At 69.5% G+C, this 19,647-nt stretch carries 24 protein-coding genes and 1 tRNA gene; 9 read left to right on the top strand and 16 right to left on the bottom strand.

Going from position 1 to position 19,647, the window contains the following annotated elements:
- Positions 1-74: 74 nt before the first annotated feature.
- The 9 genes from HMF7854_RS12655 to glmS form a co-directional block, all read right to left on the bottom strand.
- On the bottom strand, positions 75-209 hold the full coding sequence (locus HMF7854_RS12655; RefSeq protein WP_126719456.1) for an entericidin A/B family lipoprotein: 135 nt from the start codon (positions 207-209) through the stop codon (positions 75-77).
- Between the two features lie 184 nt (positions 210-393).
- Entirely contained in the window at positions 394-522 is a 129-nt protein-coding gene (locus HMF7854_RS12660) for an entericidin EcnA/B family protein (protein ID WP_126719458.1), read from the bottom strand.
- A gap of 81 nt (positions 523-603) precedes the next feature.
- Positions 604-1,398: a thymidylate synthase gene (locus tag HMF7854_RS12665; protein ID WP_126719460.1), complete on the bottom strand. Its 795-nt coding sequence runs from the start codon at positions 1,396-1,398 to the stop codon at positions 604-606.
- A 95-nt stretch (positions 1,399-1,493) separates the two neighbouring features.
- Positions 1,494-2,111, bottom strand: a complete 618-nt coding sequence (locus HMF7854_RS12670) for a hypothetical protein (RefSeq protein ID WP_126719462.1) — start codon at positions 2,109-2,111, stop codon at positions 1,494-1,496.
- A gap of 176 nt (positions 2,112-2,287) precedes the next feature.
- A complete protein-coding gene (rplI, locus tag HMF7854_RS12675) occupies positions 2,288-2,893 on the bottom strand; it encodes a 50S ribosomal protein L9 (protein ID WP_126719464.1) in 606 nt (201 codons plus the stop codon).
- A gap of 11 nt (positions 2,894-2,904) precedes the next feature.
- Positions 2,905-3,129, bottom strand: coding sequence for a 30S ribosomal protein S18 (rpsR, locus tag HMF7854_RS12680; protein ID WP_126719466.1), 225 nt, complete (start codon positions 3,127-3,129; stop codon positions 2,905-2,907).
- Positions 3,130-3,132: 3 nt separating this feature from the next.
- Positions 3,133-3,543 (bottom strand): 30S ribosomal protein S6, encoded by a 411-nt coding sequence (gene rpsF, locus HMF7854_RS12685; protein WP_126720218.1) that lies wholly within the window; start codon positions 3,541-3,543, stop codon positions 3,133-3,135.
- Positions 3,544-3,703: 160 nt separating this feature from the next.
- Positions 3,704-4,225 (bottom strand): superoxide dismutase family protein, encoded by a 522-nt coding sequence (locus tag HMF7854_RS12690; RefSeq protein WP_126719468.1) that lies wholly within the window; start codon positions 4,223-4,225, stop codon positions 3,704-3,706.
- 40 nt (positions 4,226-4,265) lie between these two features.
- Complete coding sequence (glmS, locus tag HMF7854_RS12695; protein WP_126719470.1) at positions 4,266-6,089, bottom strand: glutamine--fructose-6-phosphate transaminase (isomerizing); 1,824 nt, start codon at positions 6,087-6,089, stop codon at positions 4,266-4,268.
- A 128-nt stretch (positions 6,090-6,217) separates the two neighbouring features.
- Between glmS and HMF7854_RS15840 the strand changes: the two genes are divergently transcribed.
- Together HMF7854_RS15840 and HMF7854_RS12700 are read left to right on the top strand one after the other, a co-directional pair.
- A complete protein-coding gene (locus HMF7854_RS15840; protein WP_185829277.1) occupies positions 6,218-6,370 on the top strand; it encodes a hypothetical protein in 153 nt (50 codons plus the stop codon).
- Positions 6,354-6,887 carry a tetratricopeptide repeat protein gene (locus tag HMF7854_RS12700; protein ID WP_126719472.1) on the top strand — a complete coding sequence of 178 codons (534 nt, stop codon included), beginning with the start codon at positions 6,354-6,356 and terminating at the stop codon, positions 6,885-6,887. Before HMF7854_RS15840 ends, HMF7854_RS12700 begins: the two co-directional genes overlap by 17 nt.
- On the opposite strand, the gene glmU is transcribed toward HMF7854_RS12700, so the two are convergent.
- Positions 6,884-8,242: a bifunctional UDP-N-acetylglucosamine diphosphorylase/glucosamine-1-phosphate N-acetyltransferase GlmU gene (glmU, locus tag HMF7854_RS12705; protein WP_126719474.1), complete on the bottom strand. Its 1,359-nt coding sequence runs from the start codon at positions 8,240-8,242 to the stop codon at positions 6,884-6,886. The genes HMF7854_RS12700 and glmU overlap by 4 nt on opposite strands.
- A gap of 86 nt (positions 8,243-8,328) precedes the next feature.
- Here glmU and HMF7854_RS12710 point away from each other — a divergent pair, with 86 nt between their 5' ends.
- Positions 8,329-9,495 (top strand): glycosyltransferase family 4 protein, encoded by a 1,167-nt coding sequence (locus HMF7854_RS12710; protein WP_126719476.1) that lies wholly within the window; start codon positions 8,329-8,331, stop codon positions 9,493-9,495.
- On the opposite strand, the gene HMF7854_RS12715 is transcribed toward HMF7854_RS12710, so the two are convergent.
- On the bottom strand, positions 9,492-10,145 hold the full coding sequence (locus HMF7854_RS12715) for a PadR family transcriptional regulator (protein WP_126719478.1): 654 nt from the start codon (positions 10,143-10,145) through the stop codon (positions 9,492-9,494). The genes HMF7854_RS12710 and HMF7854_RS12715 overlap by 4 nt on opposite strands.
- Positions 10,146-10,237: 92 nt before the next feature.
- On the opposite strand from HMF7854_RS12715, the gene HMF7854_RS12720 reads away from it, so the two are divergent.
- The 6 genes from HMF7854_RS12720 to HMF7854_RS12745 all read left to right on the top strand — a co-directional run bounded on the left by HMF7854_RS12720 (position 10,238) and on the right by HMF7854_RS12745 (position 15,194).
- Positions 10,238-11,578, top strand: coding sequence for a replication-associated recombination protein A (locus tag HMF7854_RS12720; protein ID WP_126719480.1), 1,341 nt, complete (start codon positions 10,238-10,240; stop codon positions 11,576-11,578).
- Between the two features lie 26 nt (positions 11,579-11,604).
- Positions 11,605-12,918: a mechanosensitive ion channel gene (locus HMF7854_RS12725; protein WP_185829278.1), complete on the top strand. Its 1,314-nt coding sequence runs from the start codon at positions 11,605-11,607 to the stop codon at positions 12,916-12,918.
- A gap of 66 nt (positions 12,919-12,984) precedes the next feature.
- Entirely contained in the window at positions 12,985-13,887 is a 903-nt protein-coding gene (locus tag HMF7854_RS12730; RefSeq protein WP_126720219.1) for a hypothetical protein, read from the top strand.
- Positions 13,888-13,921: 34 nt separating this feature from the next.
- A complete protein-coding gene (locus tag HMF7854_RS12735) occupies positions 13,922-14,317 on the top strand; it encodes a nuclear transport factor 2 family protein (RefSeq protein ID WP_126719484.1) in 396 nt (131 codons plus the stop codon).
- A gap of 50 nt (positions 14,318-14,367) precedes the next feature.
- Positions 14,368-14,440, top strand: a tRNA-Thr gene (locus HMF7854_RS12740).
- Between the two features lie 76 nt (positions 14,441-14,516).
- A complete protein-coding gene (locus HMF7854_RS12745) occupies positions 14,517-15,194 on the top strand; it encodes a DedA family protein (RefSeq protein WP_239016979.1) in 678 nt (225 codons plus the stop codon).
- On the opposite strand, the gene HMF7854_RS12750 is transcribed toward HMF7854_RS12745, so the two are convergent.
- The 5 genes from HMF7854_RS12750 to HMF7854_RS12770 form a co-directional block, all read right to left on the bottom strand.
- Entirely contained in the window at positions 15,191-16,420 is a 1,230-nt protein-coding gene (locus HMF7854_RS12750; protein WP_221766449.1) for an NAD(P)/FAD-dependent oxidoreductase, read from the bottom strand. The two genes, HMF7854_RS12745 and HMF7854_RS12750, sit on opposite strands and share 4 nt — an antisense overlap.
- Before the next feature lie 85 nt (positions 16,421-16,505).
- Entirely contained in the window at positions 16,506-16,826 is a 321-nt protein-coding gene (locus HMF7854_RS12755) for a PspC domain-containing protein (protein WP_185829279.1), read from the bottom strand.
- A gap of 176 nt (positions 16,827-17,002) precedes the next feature.
- On the bottom strand, positions 17,003-18,205 hold the full coding sequence (locus HMF7854_RS12760; RefSeq protein ID WP_126719486.1) for a threonine synthase: 1,203 nt from the start codon (positions 18,203-18,205) through the stop codon (positions 17,003-17,005).
- A 3-nt stretch (positions 18,206-18,208) separates the two neighbouring features.
- Positions 18,209-18,556 carry a DUF3147 family protein gene (locus HMF7854_RS12765; protein ID WP_126719488.1) on the bottom strand — a complete coding sequence of 116 codons (348 nt, stop codon included), beginning with the start codon at positions 18,554-18,556 and terminating at the stop codon, positions 18,209-18,211.
- Between the two features lie 4 nt (positions 18,557-18,560).
- Positions 18,561-19,520: a cation diffusion facilitator family transporter gene (locus tag HMF7854_RS12770; RefSeq protein ID WP_126719490.1), complete on the bottom strand. Its 960-nt coding sequence runs from the start codon at positions 19,518-19,520 to the stop codon at positions 18,561-18,563.
- Between the last annotated feature and the right edge of the window lie 127 nt (positions 19,521-19,647).

Below are 19,647 nucleotides of genomic sequence, written 5' to 3' on the forward strand. Positions count from 1 at the left end.
AGGGCCCCTGAAACGAAAAAAGCCCCGCCGGAGACGATCCGGCGGGGCTTTTTGCTTTCGAGAGAAGCGAAAGCCTAGCGGCCGTTCATCGCGTTCTCGGTCGAGTTAGCGGCGGAGCTGACGTCCTCGCCCATTCCACGCACCGTATTGCAGGCCGCGACCAACATCGCGCTTGCCACCAGCACCACCGCAACCATCTTGCGAACCATCGGTCCCTCCCTTCTAAACTAAGCCTGACGACGAAGCGGGAGACTATGCCCCGCCCGCTTGTCGCCAGGATGAACGACGAGCCGGTCAGATGCGGGAAGTGCGGCCACGATGCAACGGCACCGATACGAAAAGCCCCGCCGGCAAGCGCCGACGGGGCCTTCCTGTGTTCGTAAGCCCGGAAGCTTACTTGATCGCGTTCTCGGTCGCGTTGGCGGCCGAGTTCACGTCACGGGCGGCGCCGCGCACGGTGTTGCAGGCCGCGGTCGCCAGACCGGCGCCGATGAGCACGAGGGTGACAGCCTTGCGGATCATGAAACTTCTCCCATTTGACCCGTTCGTAACGCCCCCGCGACGGAACGGGTCCATCCCGCTCGAATATGGTTAAAGCCGTGATCAGACCGCCACAGGCGCGGCGATGTGCGGATGCGGATCATAGGCCTCGAAGGTGAAATCCTCGGCCTCGTAGGAGAAGAGGTCCTGCCCACGATCCCGGACGACAAGCCGCGGGAGCGCGCGCGGCTCCCGCTCCAGTTGCCGCCGCGCCTGCTCGAGATGGTTGGAATAGAGATGCACGTCGCCGCCGGTCCAGACGAATGTCCCGGGCTCCAGCCCGCACTCGCGGGCCAGCAGGTGCGTCAGCAGCGCGTAGGAGGCGATGTTGAAGGGCACGCCGAGGAACAGGTCGGCGCTGCGCTGGTAGAGCTGGAGGTTGAGCCGCCCCGCCGCCACCTGGGTCTGGAACAGGCAGTGGCAGGGCGCCAGCGCCATTCGCGCCAGCTCGCCGGGGTTCCAGGCGGTGACGATCTGGCGACGCGAGGCGGGGTCGCGGCGGATCAGCTCCACCAGCTCGCGGATCTGATCGATGTGCCGTCCGTCCGCCGTCTCCCAGTCGCGCCACTGCTTCCCGTAGACCGGGCCGAGATCGCCCGCCGAGTCCGCCCACTCGTCCCAGATGCTGACCTTGCGCTCCTGCAGCCAGCGGACGTTGGTGTCGCCGTTCAGGAACCAGAGCAGCTCGACGATGATCGAGCGGGTGTGCAGCTTCTTGGTGGTGAGGAGCGGGAAGCCGCGCGACAGGTCGAAGCGCATCTGCGCACCGAAGATGGACAGCGTGCCGGTGCCGGTCCGGTCCTGCTGCTCCACGCCCTCGGCGAGGACCTGGCGCATGAGCTGGAGATAGGGTTGCATCCGCGCGACGATAGTCGAGCCGGCCGCAAAGAAAAGCGCCGCGCTCCTCTGGGGAAGGAGCGCGGCGCCGCCTGGTCCAAGGGGACCGTGCCTGCTTAGCTTCCGCTATCGTCGCGGTTGCTGTCGTTCGCCGCCTGGTCGGGGCTCATGTCGTTGGTCGCGCCGCGGCCCTGCTCGGCGAAGCCCGACTGGCTGTTCGAGTCCTGCTGCAGATAGTCGCTGCTGCTGTCGCCCTGGCCGGAGCCGACGAAGCCGCTGCTGCCGCCGCCCGACTGGCCCGAGGCGTTGCCGGTCATGCTGCCGCTGCCCGAGACGGCGTCGTCAGGACGGTTGCCGGTCATCTGGTCGGCGTTGCCGCTCGGCGCGTAGCCGCTCTGGTCGGATTGACCCTGGCTGTCCTGGCTGTTGCCGTAGCCGGTCTGCGACTCGCCCGAGCCCGAGTAGCCCTGGGTCATCGTCGTGCCCGAGCCGGTGCCGCTGTCGTTGCCGCCGATCGGCTGGCCGCCCATGCCGCCGCCGCTGCTGCCGGCATCGCCCGACATGCCGCCGCTGCTGCTCGAGCTGTCCATGTTGCCGGTGGTGATGCCCTGCTGCCCTTGGCCGGCGTTCTGGCCGCCCTGCTGCTGGCCGCCATATTCATTCTGCTGGCCCTGACCATATTCCCGGTCCTGGGACTGGTTGTTCTGGGCGTCCTGGTCGCGTTCGTTAGCCATGTCGGGATCCTCTCTCCGTACAAGCCCCATACTCTCTGCAACGGACAACCCGGAGCGGCGCGGGCGCGTTCCGGGGCGCAGGCGGGCAATGCGACGAACGACCGGTGGTGCGGTGAAACGAAAAGGGCCGCCGCGGTCTCCCGCGACGGCCCCGTTCCGTTGGTCCGGTCCTGGTGTCAGGCGGCGGCGGTGTCGCCCTCGCCCTCGCTCGCTGCCGGGGCCTCGGCCGTCGCGCCGGGCTCGGCGTTCGGGTCATAGTCCTCGGTGAAGCCGGCGTTGTCGCGCTCGAACATCTGCGCCATCACGTCGACGCCCTGGGCCTGGAGATCGGCCTCCTCGGGGCTGCGGGCGACGTTGACCTTGACGGTCACGCTGACCTCCGGGTGAAGCGCGATGCGCACCTCGTGCATGCCGATCGCCTTGATCGGGCGATCGAGCACGACCTGGCTCTTGACGACCTTGGCGCCGTCCGCCTCGAGCGCGTCGACGATGTCGCGGGCCGAGACCGAGCCGTAGAGCTGGCCGGTGTTCGACGCCTGACGGATCAGCTGGACCGTCTTGCCGTCGATCCCCTGCGCGCCCTTCTGCGCGTCCGTGCGCCGCTCGGCGTTTTCGGACTCGATGCGGGCCCGGTTGGCTTCGAACAGCTTGCGGTTGCTCTCGTTGGCGCGCAGCGCCTTCTTGCGCGGGAGAAGATAGTTGCGGGCGAACCCGTTCTTGACGGTGACGACATCGCCGATCCCGCCCAGCTTCTCGACGCGCTCCAGAAGAATGACATCCATAGGGGCGCTCCTTACTTCACGACGTAGGGAAGCAGGCCGAGGTGACGCGAGCGCTTGATCGCCTTCGCCAGCTCACGCTGCTTCTTGGAGGAGACGGCGGTGATCCGCGACGGCACGATCTTGCCGCGCTCGGACACGAAGCCCTGAAGCAGGCGCACGTCCTTGTAATCGATCTTCGGGGCATCCTTGCCCGAGAAGGGGCAGCTCTTGCGGCGGCGGAAAAATGCACGAGCCATGTCTTAAGCCTCCTGCTGCTGCTCGTCGCGGCGGCGCGGACCGCGCTCGCCACGATCGCCGCGGTCACCACGATCGCCGCGGTCACCGCGATCGCCCTTGCGCATCATCGCCGACGGACCCTTCTCATGGTCCTCGACCTTGATGGTCAGGAAGCGGATCACGTCCTCGTTGATGTTGGTCTGGCGCTCCAGCTCGGCGATCGCCGCCGGCGGGGCGTCGACGTCGAGCATGACGTAGTGCGCCTTGCGGTTCTTGGCGATGCGGTAAGCCAGGCTGCGCAGGCCCCAGGTCTCGGTCTTGGCGACCGAACCGCCATTGTCCTGGATGATCTTGGTGGCGTTTTCCGCGAGCGCGTCCACCTGGGCCTGGGCCAGGTCCTGACGCGCAAGGAAAACATGCTCGTAGAGCGGCATGTCGTTGCGTCCATGTTGGCCGATCGCTGACGGGAGCACCATGCACCCGCCCCTCCGGCTGTCGTCCAAAAGCGTAAGCGGGCGGCGGGACGGGCCCGTCGCCAGCGCCGCGCCTATGGCCGAACCGCCGCCGGTTGGCAAGCCGTCCGGCCGCCGCCCGCTAGCGGAACGCCGCGCAGGCGATCCGGTCGCCGCTGTTGCCCGCGGGGTCGGTCCGCTCGTCGTCCTGTCCCGTGTGAACGACCAGCGCCGCGCCGTCGGCATCGAGCAGCGGGCTGGCCCCGCCCCGAAGCATCGCCGCCGAGACCGTCCCGCCGGCCGTGAAGCGTCCGTCCGCCCCGACCGTGAAGTTGCCGAGGTCGCCCTGGTGAAAGCCGGCCGGGTTCTGGTGGCCGTGCTGGCGGGCCGTCGGGTTCCAGTGCCCGCCGGCGGAGGTGAACTTGGGGCCATCGCACAGGCCCACCGCGTGAAGGTGCCAGCCGTGGACTCCGGCCGGCAAGCCGCTGCCCATCAGCCGGACCTCGACCGCGTCGCCCCGGTCGACCAGGCTGACTTCGCCGACCCGCGTGCCGTCCGCCAGCATCAGCGGGGCCCGCACCGGCGCCGCGCCCGGAGTCATGGTCGCACATCCCGCCAGTAGCAGCGCCGCAACTCCGCCGCCGATCATCGCCGCTGTCTTCATGCCGACCTCCTCGCCCGTCCGGGCCAGAACGCCCGTCCGCTCACTCAACCGTGACGCTCTTGGCGAGGTTCCTTGGCTGGTCGACGTCGGTGCCCTTGAACACCGCGACATGGTAGGCGAGCAGCTGGACCGGCACCGCATAGACGAGCGGCGCGATCAGCGGGTGGACCTTGGGCATGGTGATGGTCGCCATGCAGCCCTCGCCCGCCTCGGCCACCCCGTCGGCGTCGCTGATCAGGACGATACGCCCACCGCGGGCGCGGACCTCCTGCATGTTGGAGACGGTCTTTTCGAACAGCGGGCCGGAGGGCGCGAGCACGATCACCGGCACCTGGTCGTCGATCAGCGCGATCGGCCCGTGCTTCATCTCGCCGGCGGCATAGCCCTCCGCATGGATGTAGCTGATCTCCTTGAGCTTGAGCGCGCCCTCAAGCGCCATCGGGAAGTCCGGCCCCCGCCCTAGGTAGAGGACGTCCCGCGCCGGGGCGACGAGGTGCGCCATCCCCTCGATCTCCTCGTCGGTCGCCAGCGCCGCGTTGAGCGCCGCCGGCGCCTCCTGCAGGTGGGCGACGATGTCGGCCTCGGCCGCCGCGTCGAGCCGTCCCTTGGCGCGCGCCAGGTTGGCCGCAAAGGCGGCGAGCACCGCCAGCTGGCAGGTGAAGGCCTTGGTCGAGGCGACGCCGATTTCTGGCCCGGCGTGGGTCGGCAGCAGCAGGTCCGCCTCGCGCGCCATCGAACTGGTCGGGACATTGACCACCACCGCGATGGTCTGGTCCTGCGACCGGGCGTGGCGGAGCGCCGCCAGCGTGTCCGCGGTCTCGCCGCTCTGCGAGATGAACAGCGCCAGGCCGCCCGGCTCGAGCACGGGATCGCGGTAGCGGAACTCGCTGGCGACATCGATGTCGACCGACACCCGGGCGAACTGCTCGAACCAGTATTTGGCGACCAGCCCGGCATAATAGCTGGTCCCGCAGGCGACGATGGTGATCCGCTTCACGCCCGCCAGGTCGAAGCCCATGTCGGGCAACGCCACCACGCCTTCGAACGGCCGCACATAGCTCTGCAGCGTCTGGGCGACGACGATCGGCTGCTCGAAGATCTCCTTCTGCATGTAGTGCCGGTAGTTGCCCTTCTCGATCGGCGCCGAGGTCGCGCCCGAGGTGACGATCTCGCGGCTGACCGGGCGGTTCTCCCGGTCGAAGATCTGCACACCTTCCCGCTTCGCCACGACCCAGTCGCCCTCGTCGAGATAGGCGATGCGCTGGGTGAGCGGGGCGAGCGCCAGCGCGTCGGAGCCGAGGTAATTCTCGCCCTCGCCATAGCCGACCGTCAGCGGCGCCCCCATCCGCGCGCCGATCACGAGGTCGGGATGGTCGCGGAACAGGAAGGCGATCGCGAAGGCCCCGATCAGCCGCGGCAGCACGCTCGCCACCGCCTCTTCCGGCCCGGCGCCGCGCTCGACCTCGCGGGCGACGAGGTGCGCCACCACCTCGCTGTCGGTCTCGCTGTTGAAGTGCCGCCCTTCCGCGATCAGCTCGTCGCGGAGCGGCTTGAAGTTCTCGATGATCCCGTTGTGGACCAGCGCCACCGGCCCGACGATGTGCGGGTGCGCATTACCGACCGTCGGTGCGCCGTGCGTCGCCCAGCGGGTGTGGGCGATGCCGATCTCGCCGGGCAGCGGGTGCGCCGTCAGCTCGCGCCCCAGGTTCTCGAGCTTGCCCTCGGCCCGCCGCCGGTCGAGCTCACCGTCATGGACGGTGCAGATCCCGGCCGAGTCATAACCCCGGTACTCGAGCCGCTTGAGCCCGTCGAACAGCCGCTGGGCGGCCGGCCGGTCACCGACGATCGCAACAATTCCACACATTCCGGCTGGCAACCTTGTTCGAGAGAGAAGGCGCGCGACACGCCCCGGGAAACGAGGCGGACATAACTGCTTCTCCCACAGATTCCAGCCGTTAACATGCTGGCCGACCATGCCGTGAAGGAGTTGTCATGAGCCTGTTGGTTGCTGCCGCCCTCCTCCTCTCCGATCCCGCTCCAACCGTCCCGCTGGCCGAGACCGCCAAGGCCGCCCGGACCCGCCTCGACCAGGCGGCCGCGCTGATCGGTTCGGGCAAGCCGGGCGACTGTGCAGATCCTCGATAGGCTGATCCGGGCCGAAACCCCGGCCAGGACCGACAAGCTCTATTTCTCACCCGGCTCGCTCCCGGAAACCCTGTTCTACGGAGCAATGGCGGCGAAGATGAAGAAGGAAGCGGTAATGCTCGACGGGAGTCTTGCCGAGGCGCATTGGCTGCGCGGCTTCGCGCTGGTCGACCTCGACCGCTCCGATGCAGCGAAAGGCGACCTCGACCGGGCGGTCCAGCTCGCGCCGCTCAACAGCCGCTATCTCGCCGAGCGCGGCGAATGGTACAAGAACCGCCGCGACTGGGAGCGGAGCTACGCGGACTTCGATCAGGCGGTGACCGCCGCCGGTCTTTCGTCCGGCGAGCGGACCGGCCGCGACAAGGCGCGCGCGCTCCGCGGCATGGCCTTCGCCCGGGTCGAGCAGGACCGCCTCGACGACGCCCGCAAGCTGCTCAACCAGGCGCTCGCCGCCGATCCGGGGAACGAGCGGACCAAGGCCGACCTTGCCGACCTCGCCGCGCGCAAGAAGCGCTAGCCGGCCTTCCGCCCGGTCATCCGCTCGCGGAACCGCTTGGCCCAGCCGGCGAGGCCGCGCTGCTCGCCACGCGCGACGGCAAGGCTGTCGACTTCGACGTCCCTGGTGATCACCGAGCCCGCCCCGACGATCGCGCCGGCGCCGATCCGGACCGGTGCGACGAGCGCGCTGTTGGAGCCGATGAAGGCGCCGGCGCCGATCTCCGTCCGGTACTTGCCGAACCCGTCATAGTTGCAGGTGATGGTGCCAGCGCCGATATTCGCCTTGGCTCCGACGCTCGCGTCGCCGATGTAGGTCAGGTGGTTGACCTTGGCGCCTGGTCCTAGCTCCGCCTTCTTCACCTCGCAGAAATTCCCGACCTTGCTCTTCTCGCCCAGCACCGCGCCCGGCCGCAGCCGGGCGAAGGGGCCGACCTCGGCGCCGCTCGCGATCGTCGCGCCCTCGAGATGCGAGAAGGCGCGGATCGCCACGCCGTCGCCGACGCTGACACCCGGTCCGAAGAAGACGTGCGGCTCGATCGTCACGTCGCGGCCGAGCACCGTGTCGTGCGCGAACCAGACGCTGTCGGGATCGATCAGCGTGACTCCGCCGTCCATTGCCTCCTGGCGGCGGCGGCGTTGCCATTCGAGCTCCAGCCCGGCCAGCTCGCGCCGGCTGTTGACCCCGCCGGTCTCGCCCGCGCCGGCCTCGATCGCCACCGCCGACCGGCCCTCGCGATCCGCGACCATCACCACGTCGGGCAAATAATATTCGCCCGCCGCATTGTCGTTGCCGACCGCGCCGAGCCAGCGGAACAGGTCGGCCGAGCGCACCGCCATCATGCCGGAGTTGCACAGGGTCACCGCGCGTTCCTCCGCGCTCGCGTCCTTATACTCGACCATCCGGGCGATCCGGTCGCCCTCGCCCAGGATCACCCGCCCGTAGGCGGCGGGATCGGGGGGCGTGAAGGCGAGCACCGCCACGCCCGGCGCATCCGGCTGCTCGAGCCGCGCCGCCATCCGCCGCAGCGTCTCGGTGCCGACGAACGGCGTGTCGCCGTAGAGGATGATGACGGTGCCCGCAAAGCCGGCGAGCGCCGCCTCCGCCATCTGCACCGCGTGCCCGGTGCCCTTCTGCTCCGCCTGCACCGCGATCGTCGCGCCATGCGCCGCAACCGCCGCCTCGACCTGCTCGCGCCCCTTGCCGACCACCACGACCTTGCGCTCGGCGCCCAGCTCGTCGACCGTGTCGAGCAGGTGCAGCAGCATGCCCCGGCCGGCGATCGGGTGGAGCACCTTGTGCGTGTCGGAGCGCATGCGGGTTCCCTGCCCGGCGGCAAGGATGACCACGGCAATCGGGGTTTCCGGCTTGTTCATCGAGCGCGCAATGACACGGGGCCTCCGCCCTTTCCAGTGACAAAGGGTTGAGCGGAAAGGCGGCGAGCCGCTAAAGCCCGCCGACCATGGATCCCAGCGACCTGCGCATCGCCCTCTTCTCGGGCAACTACAACTATGTGCGCGACGGCGCCAACCAGGCGCTCAACCGGCTGGTCGGCTACCTGCTGCGGCAGGGCTGCAAGGTCCGGGTCTATTCGCCGACGGTCGAGGAGCCCGCCTTCGCCCCGGTCGGCGACCTCGTCTCGCTGCCCGGCATGCCGATCCCCGGGCGGGGCGAATACCGCATCCCCTACGCGCTGCCGCGCGAGGTCCGCCGCGACCTCACCGACTTCGCGCCCAACATCGTCCATATCTCCAGCCCTGACCTCGCCGCCCGCAAGGCGGTCGGATGGGCCCGCGAGCGCGGCATTCCGGCGGTCGCCTCGGTCCATACCCGCTTCGAGACCTATCTCAGCTATTATCATCTGCAGCTGCTCGAGCCGGCGCTTCGGGCCATGCTGCGCAACCTCTACCGGCGCTGCGACGCGCTGCTCGTTCCCGCCCCCTCCACCGCCGCGGTGCTGCGTGCGCAGCGGATGAACAAGAATATCAACATCTGGACCCGCGGCGTCGACCGCGAGCAGTTCAACCCCGGCCGGCGCAGCCTCGAGTGGCGGCACGGCAAGGGCTTCGGCGACGAGGAGGTGGTCATCGCCTTCCTCGGCCGGCTGGTCCTGGAAAAGGGCCTCGACGTCTTTTCGGACGCCTGCGACGCGCTCTCCGCGCGCGGTGTGCCGCACAAGGTGCTGGTGATCGGCGAGGGGCCCGCCCGCCCGTGGTTCGCCAACCGGCTGCCGGATGCGGTCTTCACCGGCCAGCTGATCGGCGGGGAGCTCGCCACCGCCTTCGCCAGCGCCGACGTCTTCCTCAACCCGTCGGTGACGGAAGCTTTCGGCAATGTCACGCTGGAGGCGATGGCCTGCGGCCTGCCGGTGGTCGCCGCCGCGGCGACCGGCGCCTCCAACATCGTCCAGGACGGCGACACCGGGATCCTCTGCGAACCCGGCGAGGTCGACCAGTTCGCCGACGCGCTCGAGCGCTACGTGCGCGAGCCCGCCCTGCGTCGCGAGCATGGCGAGCATGGGCTAGCCTATGCCAAGACGCAGGACTGGGACGCGATCAACGCGGTCGTGCTCAACGTCTACCGGCGGGTGCTGGAACGCCGCGCCCGCCTCAACCGCCTGGGCTTCTAGCCGAGCCGCTCGATCCGCTGCGCCGCCTCGTCGAGGATGGCGGTGACCTCGTGAACCAGCTCGTCGTTCCAGCCGCCGTGGGCGACCCGGTTCTTGAGCGCATGCATGAGGTTGCCGACCGCGCGTCCGAGATTGGGATGGCCGTGTCGCTGCGGCTTGGCTTCCTCAAGCCGGGCGAACAGCGCCTCGACCTCGTCCTTGCTGGACTCCAGCTCGGCACGGCCATCGTCGGTGGTGGCATAGCGCTTGCGCGCACCCTCGGTCGCCTGCTCCTCGATCTGCCCCATGTCGAGCAGCATCGTCAGAGTCGGATAGACCACGCCCGGGCTCGGCGCATATTCACCTCCGGTCATCTCCTCCATCGCGCGGATGAGGTCGTAGCCGTGGCGCGGCTCGTCGGCGATCAGCTTGAGGAGGACGAGGCGAAGCTCGCCCGAGCCGAACATCCGACCGCGCCGGCCGCGTGGACCGCGCGGACCGCCCGGGCCGCGGCCACGGCCACCGCCCATCCCGCCGAACGGGAAGTCCTCGCCGAAATCGATGTGGATCCTTCCCGGGCTGAACTCAAATCCGCGTCCACCCATGCCGAAGCGGAAGCCCCGGCGTCCCATGCGGCCACAGTCGCCGCGTCCATGTTCATGATGATGCATATCATCTCCTTTCGATGTGTCTAAGATATATCTTCGATGCATCGTGTCAAGCAAGTGCGTGAAAAAAGCTGCGAGCGCGCTAGAGCGGGACCATGGCCGACCTCTTCGACGCCGATCCGCCCCCCGCCGACGCTCCCGAGTCAGGCGCGGAAGCCGCCCCGCTCGCCGATCGCCTGCGTCCCGCCCGGCTCGACGAAGTGGTCGGGCAGGAGCATCTCACCGGCCCCGAGGGCGCGATCGGGCGGATGGTCGCGGCGGGAAAGCTCTCCTCGCTGATCCTGTGGGGACCGCCGGGAACGGGGAAGACGAGCATCGCCCGGCTGCTTGCCGACGCCGTCGGCCTGCGCTTCGTCGCCCTGTCGGCGGTCTTCTCGGGGGTCGCCGACCTCAAGAAGATCTTCGCCGACGCCAAGACCGCCGCCCGCGCCGGTCAGCGCACGCTGCTGTTCGTTGACGAAATCCACCGCTTCAATCGCGCGCAGCAGGACGGCTTCCTGCCGTTCGTCGAAGACGGGACGGTGACGCTGGTCGGCGCGACCACCGAGAACCCCAGCTTCGAGCTTAATGCTGCGCTCCTTTCCCGCAGCCAGGTGCTGATCCTCCACCGCCTGGACAGCCGCGCGCTCGACACGCTGCTCGAGCGCGCCGAGGCGGTGATGGAGCGCCCCCTACCGCTCACCCCGCCGGCGCGGGAGGCACTGGTCGCGAGCGCCGACGGCGACGGCCGCTTCCTGCTCAACCAGGTCGAGACGCTGTTCGACGTTGAGCTGGAGGCGCCGCTCGACCCGGCCGGTCTCGCCGCCTTCCTGCAGCGCCGGGTCCCGGTCTACGACAAGGACCGCGAGGGGCACTACAATCTCATCTCCGCGCTCCACAAGACGATCCGAGGCTCCGACCCGCAGGCCGCCCTCTACTATCTGGCGCGGATGCTGGTGGCGGGCGAGGAGCCGCTCTACGTGCTGCGCCGGCTGACCCGGGCGGCGGTCGAGGACATCGGGCTTGCCGACCCCAACGCGCTGGTCCAGTGCCTCGCGGCGAAGGACTGCTACGACTTCCTCGGTTCCCCCGAGGGCGAGCTGGCGATCGCGCAGGCCTGTCTCTATCTCGCCACCGCGCCAAAGTCGAACGCCGCCTACATGGCGCAGAAGGCCGCCTGGCGGAGCGCGAAGGAGACGGGTTCGCTGATGCCGCCCGCGCATATCCTCAACGCGCCGACCAAGCTGATGCGCGATGCCGGCTACGGCCAGGGCTATTCATACGACCATGACTCGGACGGCGCCTTCTCCGGACAGGATTACTGGCCGAGTGAGATGAGCGCGCAGGACTTCTACCGACCGACCGACCGCGGCTTCGAGAAGCGGGTGCGCGAGCGGCTGGAATGGTGGGCGGAACGGCGGAAAAGCTTGGCAACCGACGCGCCGCCGGGCAGTTGATCGGCAACGAACAGGAGGAGGGCGTCATGTACCAGACCAACGCGACCGGTGCCTATTACCACGACCAGCTGCTGTTGTGGGGCCCGCGGGTCGTCATCGCGCTGCTGATCCTCGTCGCCACCTGGCTTGTCGCCCGTGCGGTCAAGTGGGGACTGCAGAAGACGATCGCGCGCACCCCCGCCCTCCAGAAGCACACACCGGGCGACCAGCACGAGACGGTCGGCCACCAGCTCGGCACCATCGCCAAGCTGATCATCTGGCTGGTCGGCATCATGGCCGCGCTGCGCTATCTCGGGATCGGCCAGATCCTGCAGCCGATCAACACGCTCACCAATGAGATCTTCGCCTTCCTGCCGCGCCTGCTCGGCGCCGGGCTGATCTTCTTCGTCGGGCTGATCGTCGCCCGCATCGTCCGCCGCCTGGTCGAGACGCTGCTGACCACCGCCAACGTCGACAACTGGATGGCGCGCGCCGGGATCGGCGACACGGTCGGCACCGTCCGCCAGGACGCGGTTCCGGTCGGGGCGACCGCTGGCGCCACCCGCGCCACGCTGGCCCGCGCCGCCGGAATCCTCGTCTTCGCGCTGATCATCATCCCGGTCGCGATCGCCGCGCTGCAGGTGCTCGGGATCGAGGCGATCAGCGGACCGGCGATCGCGATGCTGAACGAGATCAGCCTCGCCATCCCGCGTATCCTCACCGCCGCGCTGTGGATCGGCATCGCCTTCGTCGCCGCCCGCTTCGTCAAGACGATCATCGAGGGCATCCTGCCGCCGACCGGGTTCGACAATGCGATCCGCTCCACCGGCATGCTCCCGCCGGCGAGCAGCCCGAGCCGGATCGTCGCCAACATCGCGTTTGTCGCGATCATGCTCGCCGCGTCGATCGAGGCTGCCAAGCAGCTGGGCGGCGGCACCGTCGCCATCTTCCTGGCGCAGGTCACCGAGCTCGGCGGCAAGGTCATCTTCGGCTCGCTGATCATCGTCGCCGGCGTGTTCCTCGCCCGCGTCATCAGCGGGCTGGTCGGCTCCTCGACCGGCGACGGCGGCTATGCCCAGACGATCACCCGCTACGCGATCATCGCCCTGTTCAGCGCGATGGGGCTGACCTTCATGGGGCTCGCCGACCAGATCGTGATGCTGGCGTTCGGGCTGATCCTCGGCTCGGCCGCCGTCGCCTGCGCGCTGGCGTTCGGGCTCGGCGGCCGCGATGCCGCGGCGCGCTTCCTCGAGCGGCAGATGGACAATGGCACCATCCCCGCGCCGCGCCGTCCCGCGCCGCCGCGGATCAAGGGCATGGCCTCGCCGCCCAGCGACGACAGCCAACCCCCGCTGGTGTGACGAGCACACCCTTCCCGGCCGCGTGGGCCGGGAATGGGATCGCTCGCGATGCAGGTGGCGGAGGGCATGCTGGACGACCGAACGCCTTCCTCACCGCCTCAGGGTGAAGGCGGAAGCGCCAACCGGTTCAGCCGCTTCGTCGCGCTCGACTGGTCGGGCGCCAAGGGCCGCCGCCACAAGGGCATCGCCATCGCCGAGGCGCGGGCCGACGGATCCGCTCCGCGCCTCGTCCGCCCGCGCCATGTCTGGTCGCGCGCGGAGGTGCTGCGCTGGCTGCTGCGCGAGGCGGAGCGCACCCCTACCCTGTTCGGCTTCGACTTCAGCTTCGCCCCGCCGTTCGCCGAGCGCGGCGCCTATCTGCCGGGCGAGGTGGGCGTGCCCGAGACCGCCCGCGCGTTCTGGGCCTATGTCGACGATCGCGCTCCCGACGAGGACCTCGGCGCCGCCTCCTTCCTCGAGCAGGTCCACCGCCCGCATTTCTACTTCGGCATCGCTGACGGGGTGAAGGCCGACTTCGTCCGCTTCCGGCAGTGCGACGCCCGCCTCAATGCGCAGGGGGGCCGCAAGACTGCCAGCGCCTATGACGCGATCGGCGCCGCCCAAGTCGCCAAGGCGAGCTTCGCCGGGATGCGCCTCCTCCATCACCTCGACGGCCGGGTCGCCGTCTGGCCGATGGACCCGCTGCCGCCGCACGGAAGCGCGGTGGTCGAGATCTACACCCGCATCTACCTGCGCAATGCCGGGCTGCCGGGCACCAAGCTACGCACCCGCGCCGAGCTCGACCGCGCGCTCGCGGCGCTCGGCAGCCCGCCCGCCCGGCTCCGCTTCGAGCCGAGCGACCACCAGACCGACGCGCTGGTGACCGCCGCCGGCATGCGCGCCCACGCCCGCGAGCCGCGCGCCTTCGCGCCCGACGGGCTCACCCCCACGCTGGCGCGGACCGAAGGCTGGACGTTCGGGATCGTCTGACGCACAATCCCCGGGCGAACGCGGGAGAAGCGGCATGGATCGGGACGACGCGAAGGCGCTGATGACCAGGGCCTATGCCGCCCGCGCCGCCGGCGACCGCGAGGCCCTGTCCGAACTCTGGGCGGATGGCGCCGAGTTCCGGATCGCCGGCGACGCCAGCCTCCACGACCGGGTCCTGCTCAGCGGCGGCCACCCGATGCAGGCGATCGGCGAGCTCATCGACCGCTTCACCTTGTCCGAGATCGAGCTGGTCGACCTGGTCGTCGACGGGTCCGCCATCGTCGCTCACTGGCGTCTCCGCGCCGCCGCACCCGGCAAGGCGGCGGTCCCGACCGAGCTGCTCGACCTCGTCCGCGTGGACGACGACGGGCGCATCCGCTCGCTCGTCCAGTTCGCCGACACCGCGCTGATCCGCCATCTCGCGGGCTGACCTCCCGGGGCTGGACCTTCGCCATCGTCTGACGCAAGAGGCTGGACCAGGCCGGTTTAGCTCAGCTGGTAGAGCAGCGGTTTTGTAAACCGAAGGTCGCGGGTTCGATCCCTGCAACCGGCACCGTCGCCTCGGCGTCCCAGCGGGACCTCGTCCCGCATCCAGGGTACGGCAGGCGTCCGCAGCGTAGGGGACTGGCGTGAACTCGTGGATCGATCAGGGACTGGCTTTCATCGCCTCCCACGGGGCGTGGGCGGGTCCGCTCGTCGGCCTGCTGACCTTCGGCGAATCGCTGGCGATCATCGGCATGTTCATCCCGGCGACCGCTGCCATGCTCGCGGTCGGCGGCCTAATGGCGACGGGCGCGGTCGATCCCGTCTCGGTGATCGGTTTCGCCGCGCTCGGCGCCGCGCTCGGCGACTGGGTTTCCTATGAGCTCGGTCGCCGGATCGGCCCGCGCGCCTACCGCTTCCCGTTCGTGAAGCGGCACCGCACCGGCATCGCCATGACTCGCCTCCTGTTCCGCCGCTACGGCTTCCTGTCGATCATCTTCGGCCGCTTCCTCGGGCCCATCCGGGCGACCGTGCCGCTGGTCGCCGGCGTGCTGGAGATGAAGCGCCGGACCTTCCAGATCGCGAACTGGGGCTCGGCGATCTTCTGGGTTCTGGCGCTGTTCCTGCCCGGCTACGTCGGGATCAAGACGCTCGCCGCCTTCGAGGAGGAAATCGACGGGCTGATGCTGTGGGTCGGGATCGGCGCGGTCGTCGTGTCGCTCGTCGCGGTCGCGGCGATCGCCAAGTGGATCGGCAGCGGCGGCGGGGCCGGCCGGCGGCGGCGCGAGCGCCGGCTCGCCGCGGCGCAGCGCCAGGCGGGTTAGCCGGCCGCCAATTCCTTCAGCGGCGTGGCGGCGTCCGCCAGCCGCTCGGGCGCGATCCGGGCCTCGCTCACGACCAGCGCCCGCCCCTGCACATAGTCCCGGACCGCGTTGACGCAGTCCAGCGCCACGACCCGCCCGCCCTTGAGATAGATGATGGAAAAGCCGGCCGCCGCCGGGTCGCCGCGAACCACCGTCAAATCATGCCCAATGGACAGGCCGACAGTCTGCAGCCGAAGCTCATACTGGTTGGACCAGAACCAGGGTACCGCATCGTAGGGCGCCTCGACCCCGCACAGGTGCCTGGCCGCGGCGGTTGCCATGTCGTTGGCGTTCTGCACCGATTCGATCCGGCACCAGCCGCCCCCCGCGAAGCGGTTGCGGTGCGCCGCGCAATCGCCGACGGCGTAGACGTCGGGCAGGCTGGTCCGGCAGTATTGATCGACTCGCACCCCGTCCCCGCCGTCGGCGCCCGCCGCGAGCAGGGGCTCGACCGCCGGGACGATCCCAATCCCGACGATCACCAGCCCGGCCGGGATCCGATCCCCGTTCGCCAGCCGGACCGCCTCGACCTTGCCGTCGCCCTCGATGGCCGCCACCGCGGCGCCGAGCCGGACCTCGACTCCGTGCGCCCCGTGCTGCGCCTCGAAGAAACGGCTGAGCTCCGGCCCGGCAACCCGCGCCAGCACCCGCTCGAGCGCTTCCAGCAGGACCACCGACTTGCCCGCCTTGGCCAGCACCGCCGCCGCCTCGAGCCCGATGTAGCCGCCGCCGATCACCACCACCCGGTCGGTCGACGCGGCACCCGCCTTCATCGCGTCGGCATCGGCGCGGGTGCGCAGGCTCTGCACGCCGGGAAGCTCAGCGCCGGGCAGCGGCAGGCGCCGCGCATGACCACCGGCGGCCCACACCAGCTTGCCATAGCCGATCCGCTCGCCGTCCTCGGTGATCACCGCATGCGCCTCGAGCTCGACCGTGACGACCCGGCGGCCGGTCAGCAGCGTCACATCCCGCTCGGACCAGAAGGCCGGCGGGCGGATCAGCATCCGCTCGAACGTCTTCTCCCCCGCGAAATAATCCTTCGACAGCGGCGGCCGCTCGTAGGGGAGTTCCGGCTCCTCGCCGAGGACCGCGATCGAGCCGGTAAAGCCGTTCTGACGAAGCGCGATGGCGGCCTGCGCGCCGCCATGTCCCGCGCCCACCACCAGCACGTCGAAGCGCTCGCTCACTTTCCCTCCTCTCCCGACAGCAGTCGGCCCGGGTCAGCTGTCGCTGCCCGGGCCGCCATTGTCTAGGATCGCTCTGGAACCGGGTTCAAGCCGCCTCGGCAAGCTCCGGCTGTTCGGCCCGCGCCGGCACCTCGCCACGGCGCTCGGCCGCCAGCGTCACCGCGCCCGCGGAAGCCGTCTCGGGCACTTCGGCATGGACGTCGGGGAAGAGGAGCCGCGAGGCGAGGACCAGCACCGCCAGCCCGGCATAGATCGCCAGCGTCACGCCAAGGTTGACGATCAGCCCGACACCAAAGGCGAAGCGGATCAGCATCGGATTGATCCGGAAGTCGCGCCCGAGCGCTTCGCAAACCCCGAAGATCGGCTCCGGACCGCTCAAAAGACCACCCTGACGAGACTGCATCATTCCAACTCCCAATCGCGTGAACGATCCCCAGACCGTTGTCGCAATCATCTAAGCATCAACCGTGCCAAAGCAGCGGAAGGCTGAATTTCCGGTGTATATGGGGAATTGTTGCAGTGCAGCAAGGCCGAGGGTCGGCGAAATCCACCAACCGCTTGGGCTATTCTACCAACCGCTGGTCAGAGGTCGCCAGCCTTCACCTCGGCCAGGCGGATCCGCCTGCTACGGTCGGGCAGCGGATATTTGTTGCCGTTGGCGCAGTTGAACAGGACCGCGCGCTCCTCGCGCCGGACCAACCCGCTGGCAATTGCCTTGCGCCACGCGGCAAGCACCGCGCCCCCCTCTGGACAGAGGAGGAAGCCGTCGTCGCGCGCCGCATCTTCGACCGCGGCGGCGATCGCCGCCTCGTCGACCGCGATCGCGCTGCCGCCGCTCTCGCGCACCGCGCGGAGAATCAGGAAGTCGCCGACCGCCTTGGGAACGCGGATCCCGGTGGCCATCGTCGCCGCGCCTTCCCAGCGATCGGCGAACTCCTCGCCCGCCTCGAAGGCACGAACGATCGGGGCGCAGCCCGCCGCCTGAACCGCGATCATCCGCGGCCGCTCTGACCCGATCAGTCCCAGCTCCTCCAGCTCGCCGAACGCCTTCCACATGCCGATCAGCCCGGTGCCGCCGCCGGTCGGGTAGAAGATCACGTCGGGAAGCTTCCAGCCGAGCTGCTCGGCGAGCTCCAGCCCCATCGTCTTCTTGCCCTCGATCCGGTACGGCTCCTTGAGCGTCGAGCAGTCGAACCAGCGCCCTTCCGCCGCGCCCTCGCCCACCAGCCGACCGCACTCGTCGATCTGGCCGTCGGCGACATAGACGTCGGCCCCATAGGCGGCGGTCTCGCGGACGTTGATGTCGGGGGTCTCGGCCGGGCAGATCACCGTCGCCTTCATCGCCGCAGCAGCCGCATAGGCGGCGAGCGCCGCGCCGGCATTGCCGTTGGTCGGCATCGCGATGCGCTCGGTCCCGAAGTGCCGCGCCATGCTGACCGCCATGGCGATCCCGCGCGCCTTGAACGACCCGGTCGGCAGCCGCCCCTCGTCCTTGACGATCAGCTCGCGCGCGCCCTCCCGGGCCGCGGTGCGCGGCAGCACCACCAGCGGGGTCGCCACCTCGCCCAGGCTTACCGGCTCGACCCCGCGCGGCAGCGGCAGGATCTCGCGGCACTTCCACATGTCCGGCTGCCGCGAGGCGAGCACCGCCTTGTCGAGCCGCCGCTTCGCCGCCGCTAAGTCATAGCGGACCAGCAGCGGCTTGCCCACGCGCGACAGGTTGTGCGGGCGGTCGGCGTCGTAGCGCTCGCCGGTCAGCGAGCATTCGAGATGGGTGACGAACATGGATCAGAGAAACCCGTAGCGAGAGGCGAGAAGGGTGGTGAGCGAATACAGGATCATGGTCAGAACGCAGCCGGCCGCTAATGCGCTCCAGAACCCCCAGCCCCGCTCGAGCAGCCACGGAATGAGCAGGAACATCGGCAACGACGGGATGACGAACCAGAAGGTCCCCCGCGCGTGCAGCGCCATGTTCACCGGGTCGGGCTTGTCCCGCCACAGCCAGATCATTCCCAGCACCGACACCAGCGGCAGCGAGGCGATCAGGCCGCCCAGCCCGGGAAAGCGGCGCGCGATCTCCGACACGGCGGCGACGATCACGCCCGACAGCGCCGCCTTGATGAACAGGTAGAGCATCGCCTCAGCCCGAGGCGCGGGTCTCGAGGCGGCAGTCGGCGGCCCCGATCTCGACCTGGAAGGTGGCATGGCGGATCCGGAACTGTCGGTCCATCCCGTCGGCCGCGCGGTGGAGGAAGTCGTCGCCGGGATGGCCGGCGGGCATCACCAGGTGCGCGGTCAGCGCAGTCTCGGTGGTGCTGAGCGGCCAGACGTGGAGGTCGTGCACCGCGATCACCCCGGGCAATCCGGCGAGCGCGGCGTTCACCTCGTCGAGGTCAATCTGCTGGGGCACCCCGGCGAGCGTCATCCAGACCGATTCCTTGAGCAGCCCGAGACTTCCCCAAAGGATGATCAGCGCAACGACGATGCTGGTCAGCGGGTCGATCCACTCCTGCCCGGTCCGCAGGATCACCAGCCCGGCGATGACCACCCCGGCCGACACCACGGCATCCGCAGCCATGTGGAGGAAGGCGCCGCGAATATTGATGTCGTGCTCGCGGCCTCCGGCGAACAGCAGCGCGGTGATGCCGTTGACGACGATCCCCAGCGCCGCGACGATGATTACCGTCATGCCGTTCGAGGGCGACGGTTCGAACAGGCGCCGGACGCCCTCGGCGACGATCGCGCCGATCGCCCCCATCAGCAGCAGCGCATTGACCAGCGCAGCGAGGATGGAGGCTTTCTTCAGCCCGTAGGTAAAGCGCTTGGTCGGAAGGCGCCGGGCCATCAGCGCGCCGGCCCAGGCGACCACCAGCCCGAGCACGTCCGACAGATTGTGTCCGGCGTCGGCGATCAGGGCCACCGAGTTGGCCGAGAAGCCCGCGATCGTCTCGACGATCACGAAGGCGACGTTGAGCGAAATCCCGATCAGGAAGGCGCGGCCGTGATGGGCGGCATCCTGTCCGGCGCTGTCATGGGCGTGGGCATGGTCATGGCGCCCATGCGCCCCATGATGGTGGTGGTGGCCATGAGCGAACGCCATGCGCCCTCGGGTATGGGCCGCTCGTCGGCTTGGCAAGTCCGTTCGCCGAAGCTTGCCCGCTCGTAACTTGCGACATTGTATCATCACTTCTACCCGGCGCGGAAATCGACGCCTTCAGGTTGTGAGC

Source organism: Sphingomonas ginkgonis (genome assembly GCF_003970925.1).
Classification (GTDB): domain Bacteria; phylum Pseudomonadota; class Alphaproteobacteria; order Sphingomonadales; family Sphingomonadaceae; genus Sphingomicrobium; species Sphingomicrobium ginkgonis.

Coding starts and splice junctions, on each gene's coding strand:
- rplI (WP_126719464.1), bottom strand. CDS start 2,893: ATGGATGTCATTCTTCTGGAGCGCGTCGAGAAGCTGGGCGGGATCGGC.
- HMF7854_RS15840 (WP_185829277.1), top strand. CDS start 6,218: ATGAGCCTGTTGGTTGCTGCCGCCCTCCTCCTCTCCGATCCCGCTCCA.
- rpsR (WP_126719466.1), bottom strand. CDS start 3,129: ATGGCTCGTGCATTTTTCCGCCGCCGCAAGAGCTGCCCCTTCTCGGGC.
- HMF7854_RS12715 (WP_126719478.1), bottom strand. CDS start 10,145: ATGCATCATCATGAACATGGACGCGGCGACTGTGGCCGCATGGGACGC.
- HMF7854_RS12670 (WP_126719462.1), bottom strand. CDS start 2,111: ATGGCTAACGAACGCGACCAGGACGCCCAGAACAACCAGTCCCAGGAC.
- HMF7854_RS12665 (WP_126719460.1), bottom strand. CDS start 1,398: ATGCAACCCTATCTCCAGCTCATGCGCCAGGTCCTCGCCGAGGGCGTG.
- HMF7854_RS12765 (WP_126719488.1), bottom strand. CDS start 18,556: ATGCTCTACCTGTTCATCAAGGCGGCGCTGTCGGGCGTGATCGTCGCC.
- HMF7854_RS12690 (WP_126719468.1), bottom strand. CDS start 4,225: ATGAAGACAGCGGCGATGATCGGCGGCGGAGTTGCGGCGCTGCTACTG.
- HMF7854_RS12660 (WP_126719458.1), bottom strand. CDS start 522: ATGATCCGCAAGGCTGTCACCCTCGTGCTCATCGGCGCCGGTCTGGCG.
- glmS (WP_126719470.1), bottom strand. CDS start 6,089: ATGTGTGGAATTGTTGCGATCGTCGGTGACCGGCCGGCCGCCCAGCGG.
- HMF7854_RS12735 (WP_126719484.1), top strand. CDS start 13,922: ATGGATCGGGACGACGCGAAGGCGCTGATGACCAGGGCCTATGCCGCC.
- HMF7854_RS12760 (WP_126719486.1), bottom strand. CDS start 18,205: ATGTTCGTCACCCATCTCGAATGCTCGCTGACCGGCGAGCGCTACGAC.
- HMF7854_RS12710 (WP_126719476.1), top strand. CDS start 8,329: ATGGATCCCAGCGACCTGCGCATCGCCCTCTTCTCGGGCAACTACAAC.
- glmU (WP_126719474.1), bottom strand. CDS start 8,242: ATGAACAAGCCGGAAACCCCGATTGCCGTGGTCATCCTTGCCGCCGGG.
- HMF7854_RS12720 (WP_126719480.1), top strand. CDS start 10,238: ATGGCCGACCTCTTCGACGCCGATCCGCCCCCCGCCGACGCTCCCGAG.
- HMF7854_RS12725 (WP_185829278.1), top strand. CDS start 11,605: ATGTACCAGACCAACGCGACCGGTGCCTATTACCACGACCAGCTGCTG.
- HMF7854_RS12730 (WP_126720219.1), top strand. CDS start 12,985: ATGCTGGACGACCGAACGCCTTCCTCACCGCCTCAGGGTGAAGGCGGA.
- HMF7854_RS12770 (WP_126719490.1), bottom strand. CDS start 19,520: ATGGCGTTCGCTCATGGCCACCACCACCATCATGGGGCGCATGGGCGC.
- HMF7854_RS12655 (WP_126719456.1), bottom strand. CDS start 209: ATGGTTCGCAAGATGGTTGCGGTGGTGCTGGTGGCAAGCGCGATGTTG.
- rpsF (WP_126720218.1), bottom strand. CDS start 3,543: ATGCCGCTCTACGAGCATGTTTTCCTTGCGCGTCAGGACCTGGCCCAG.
- HMF7854_RS12755 (WP_185829279.1), bottom strand. CDS start 16,826: ATGATGCAGTCTCGTCAGGGTGGTCTTTTGAGCGGTCCGGAGCCGATC.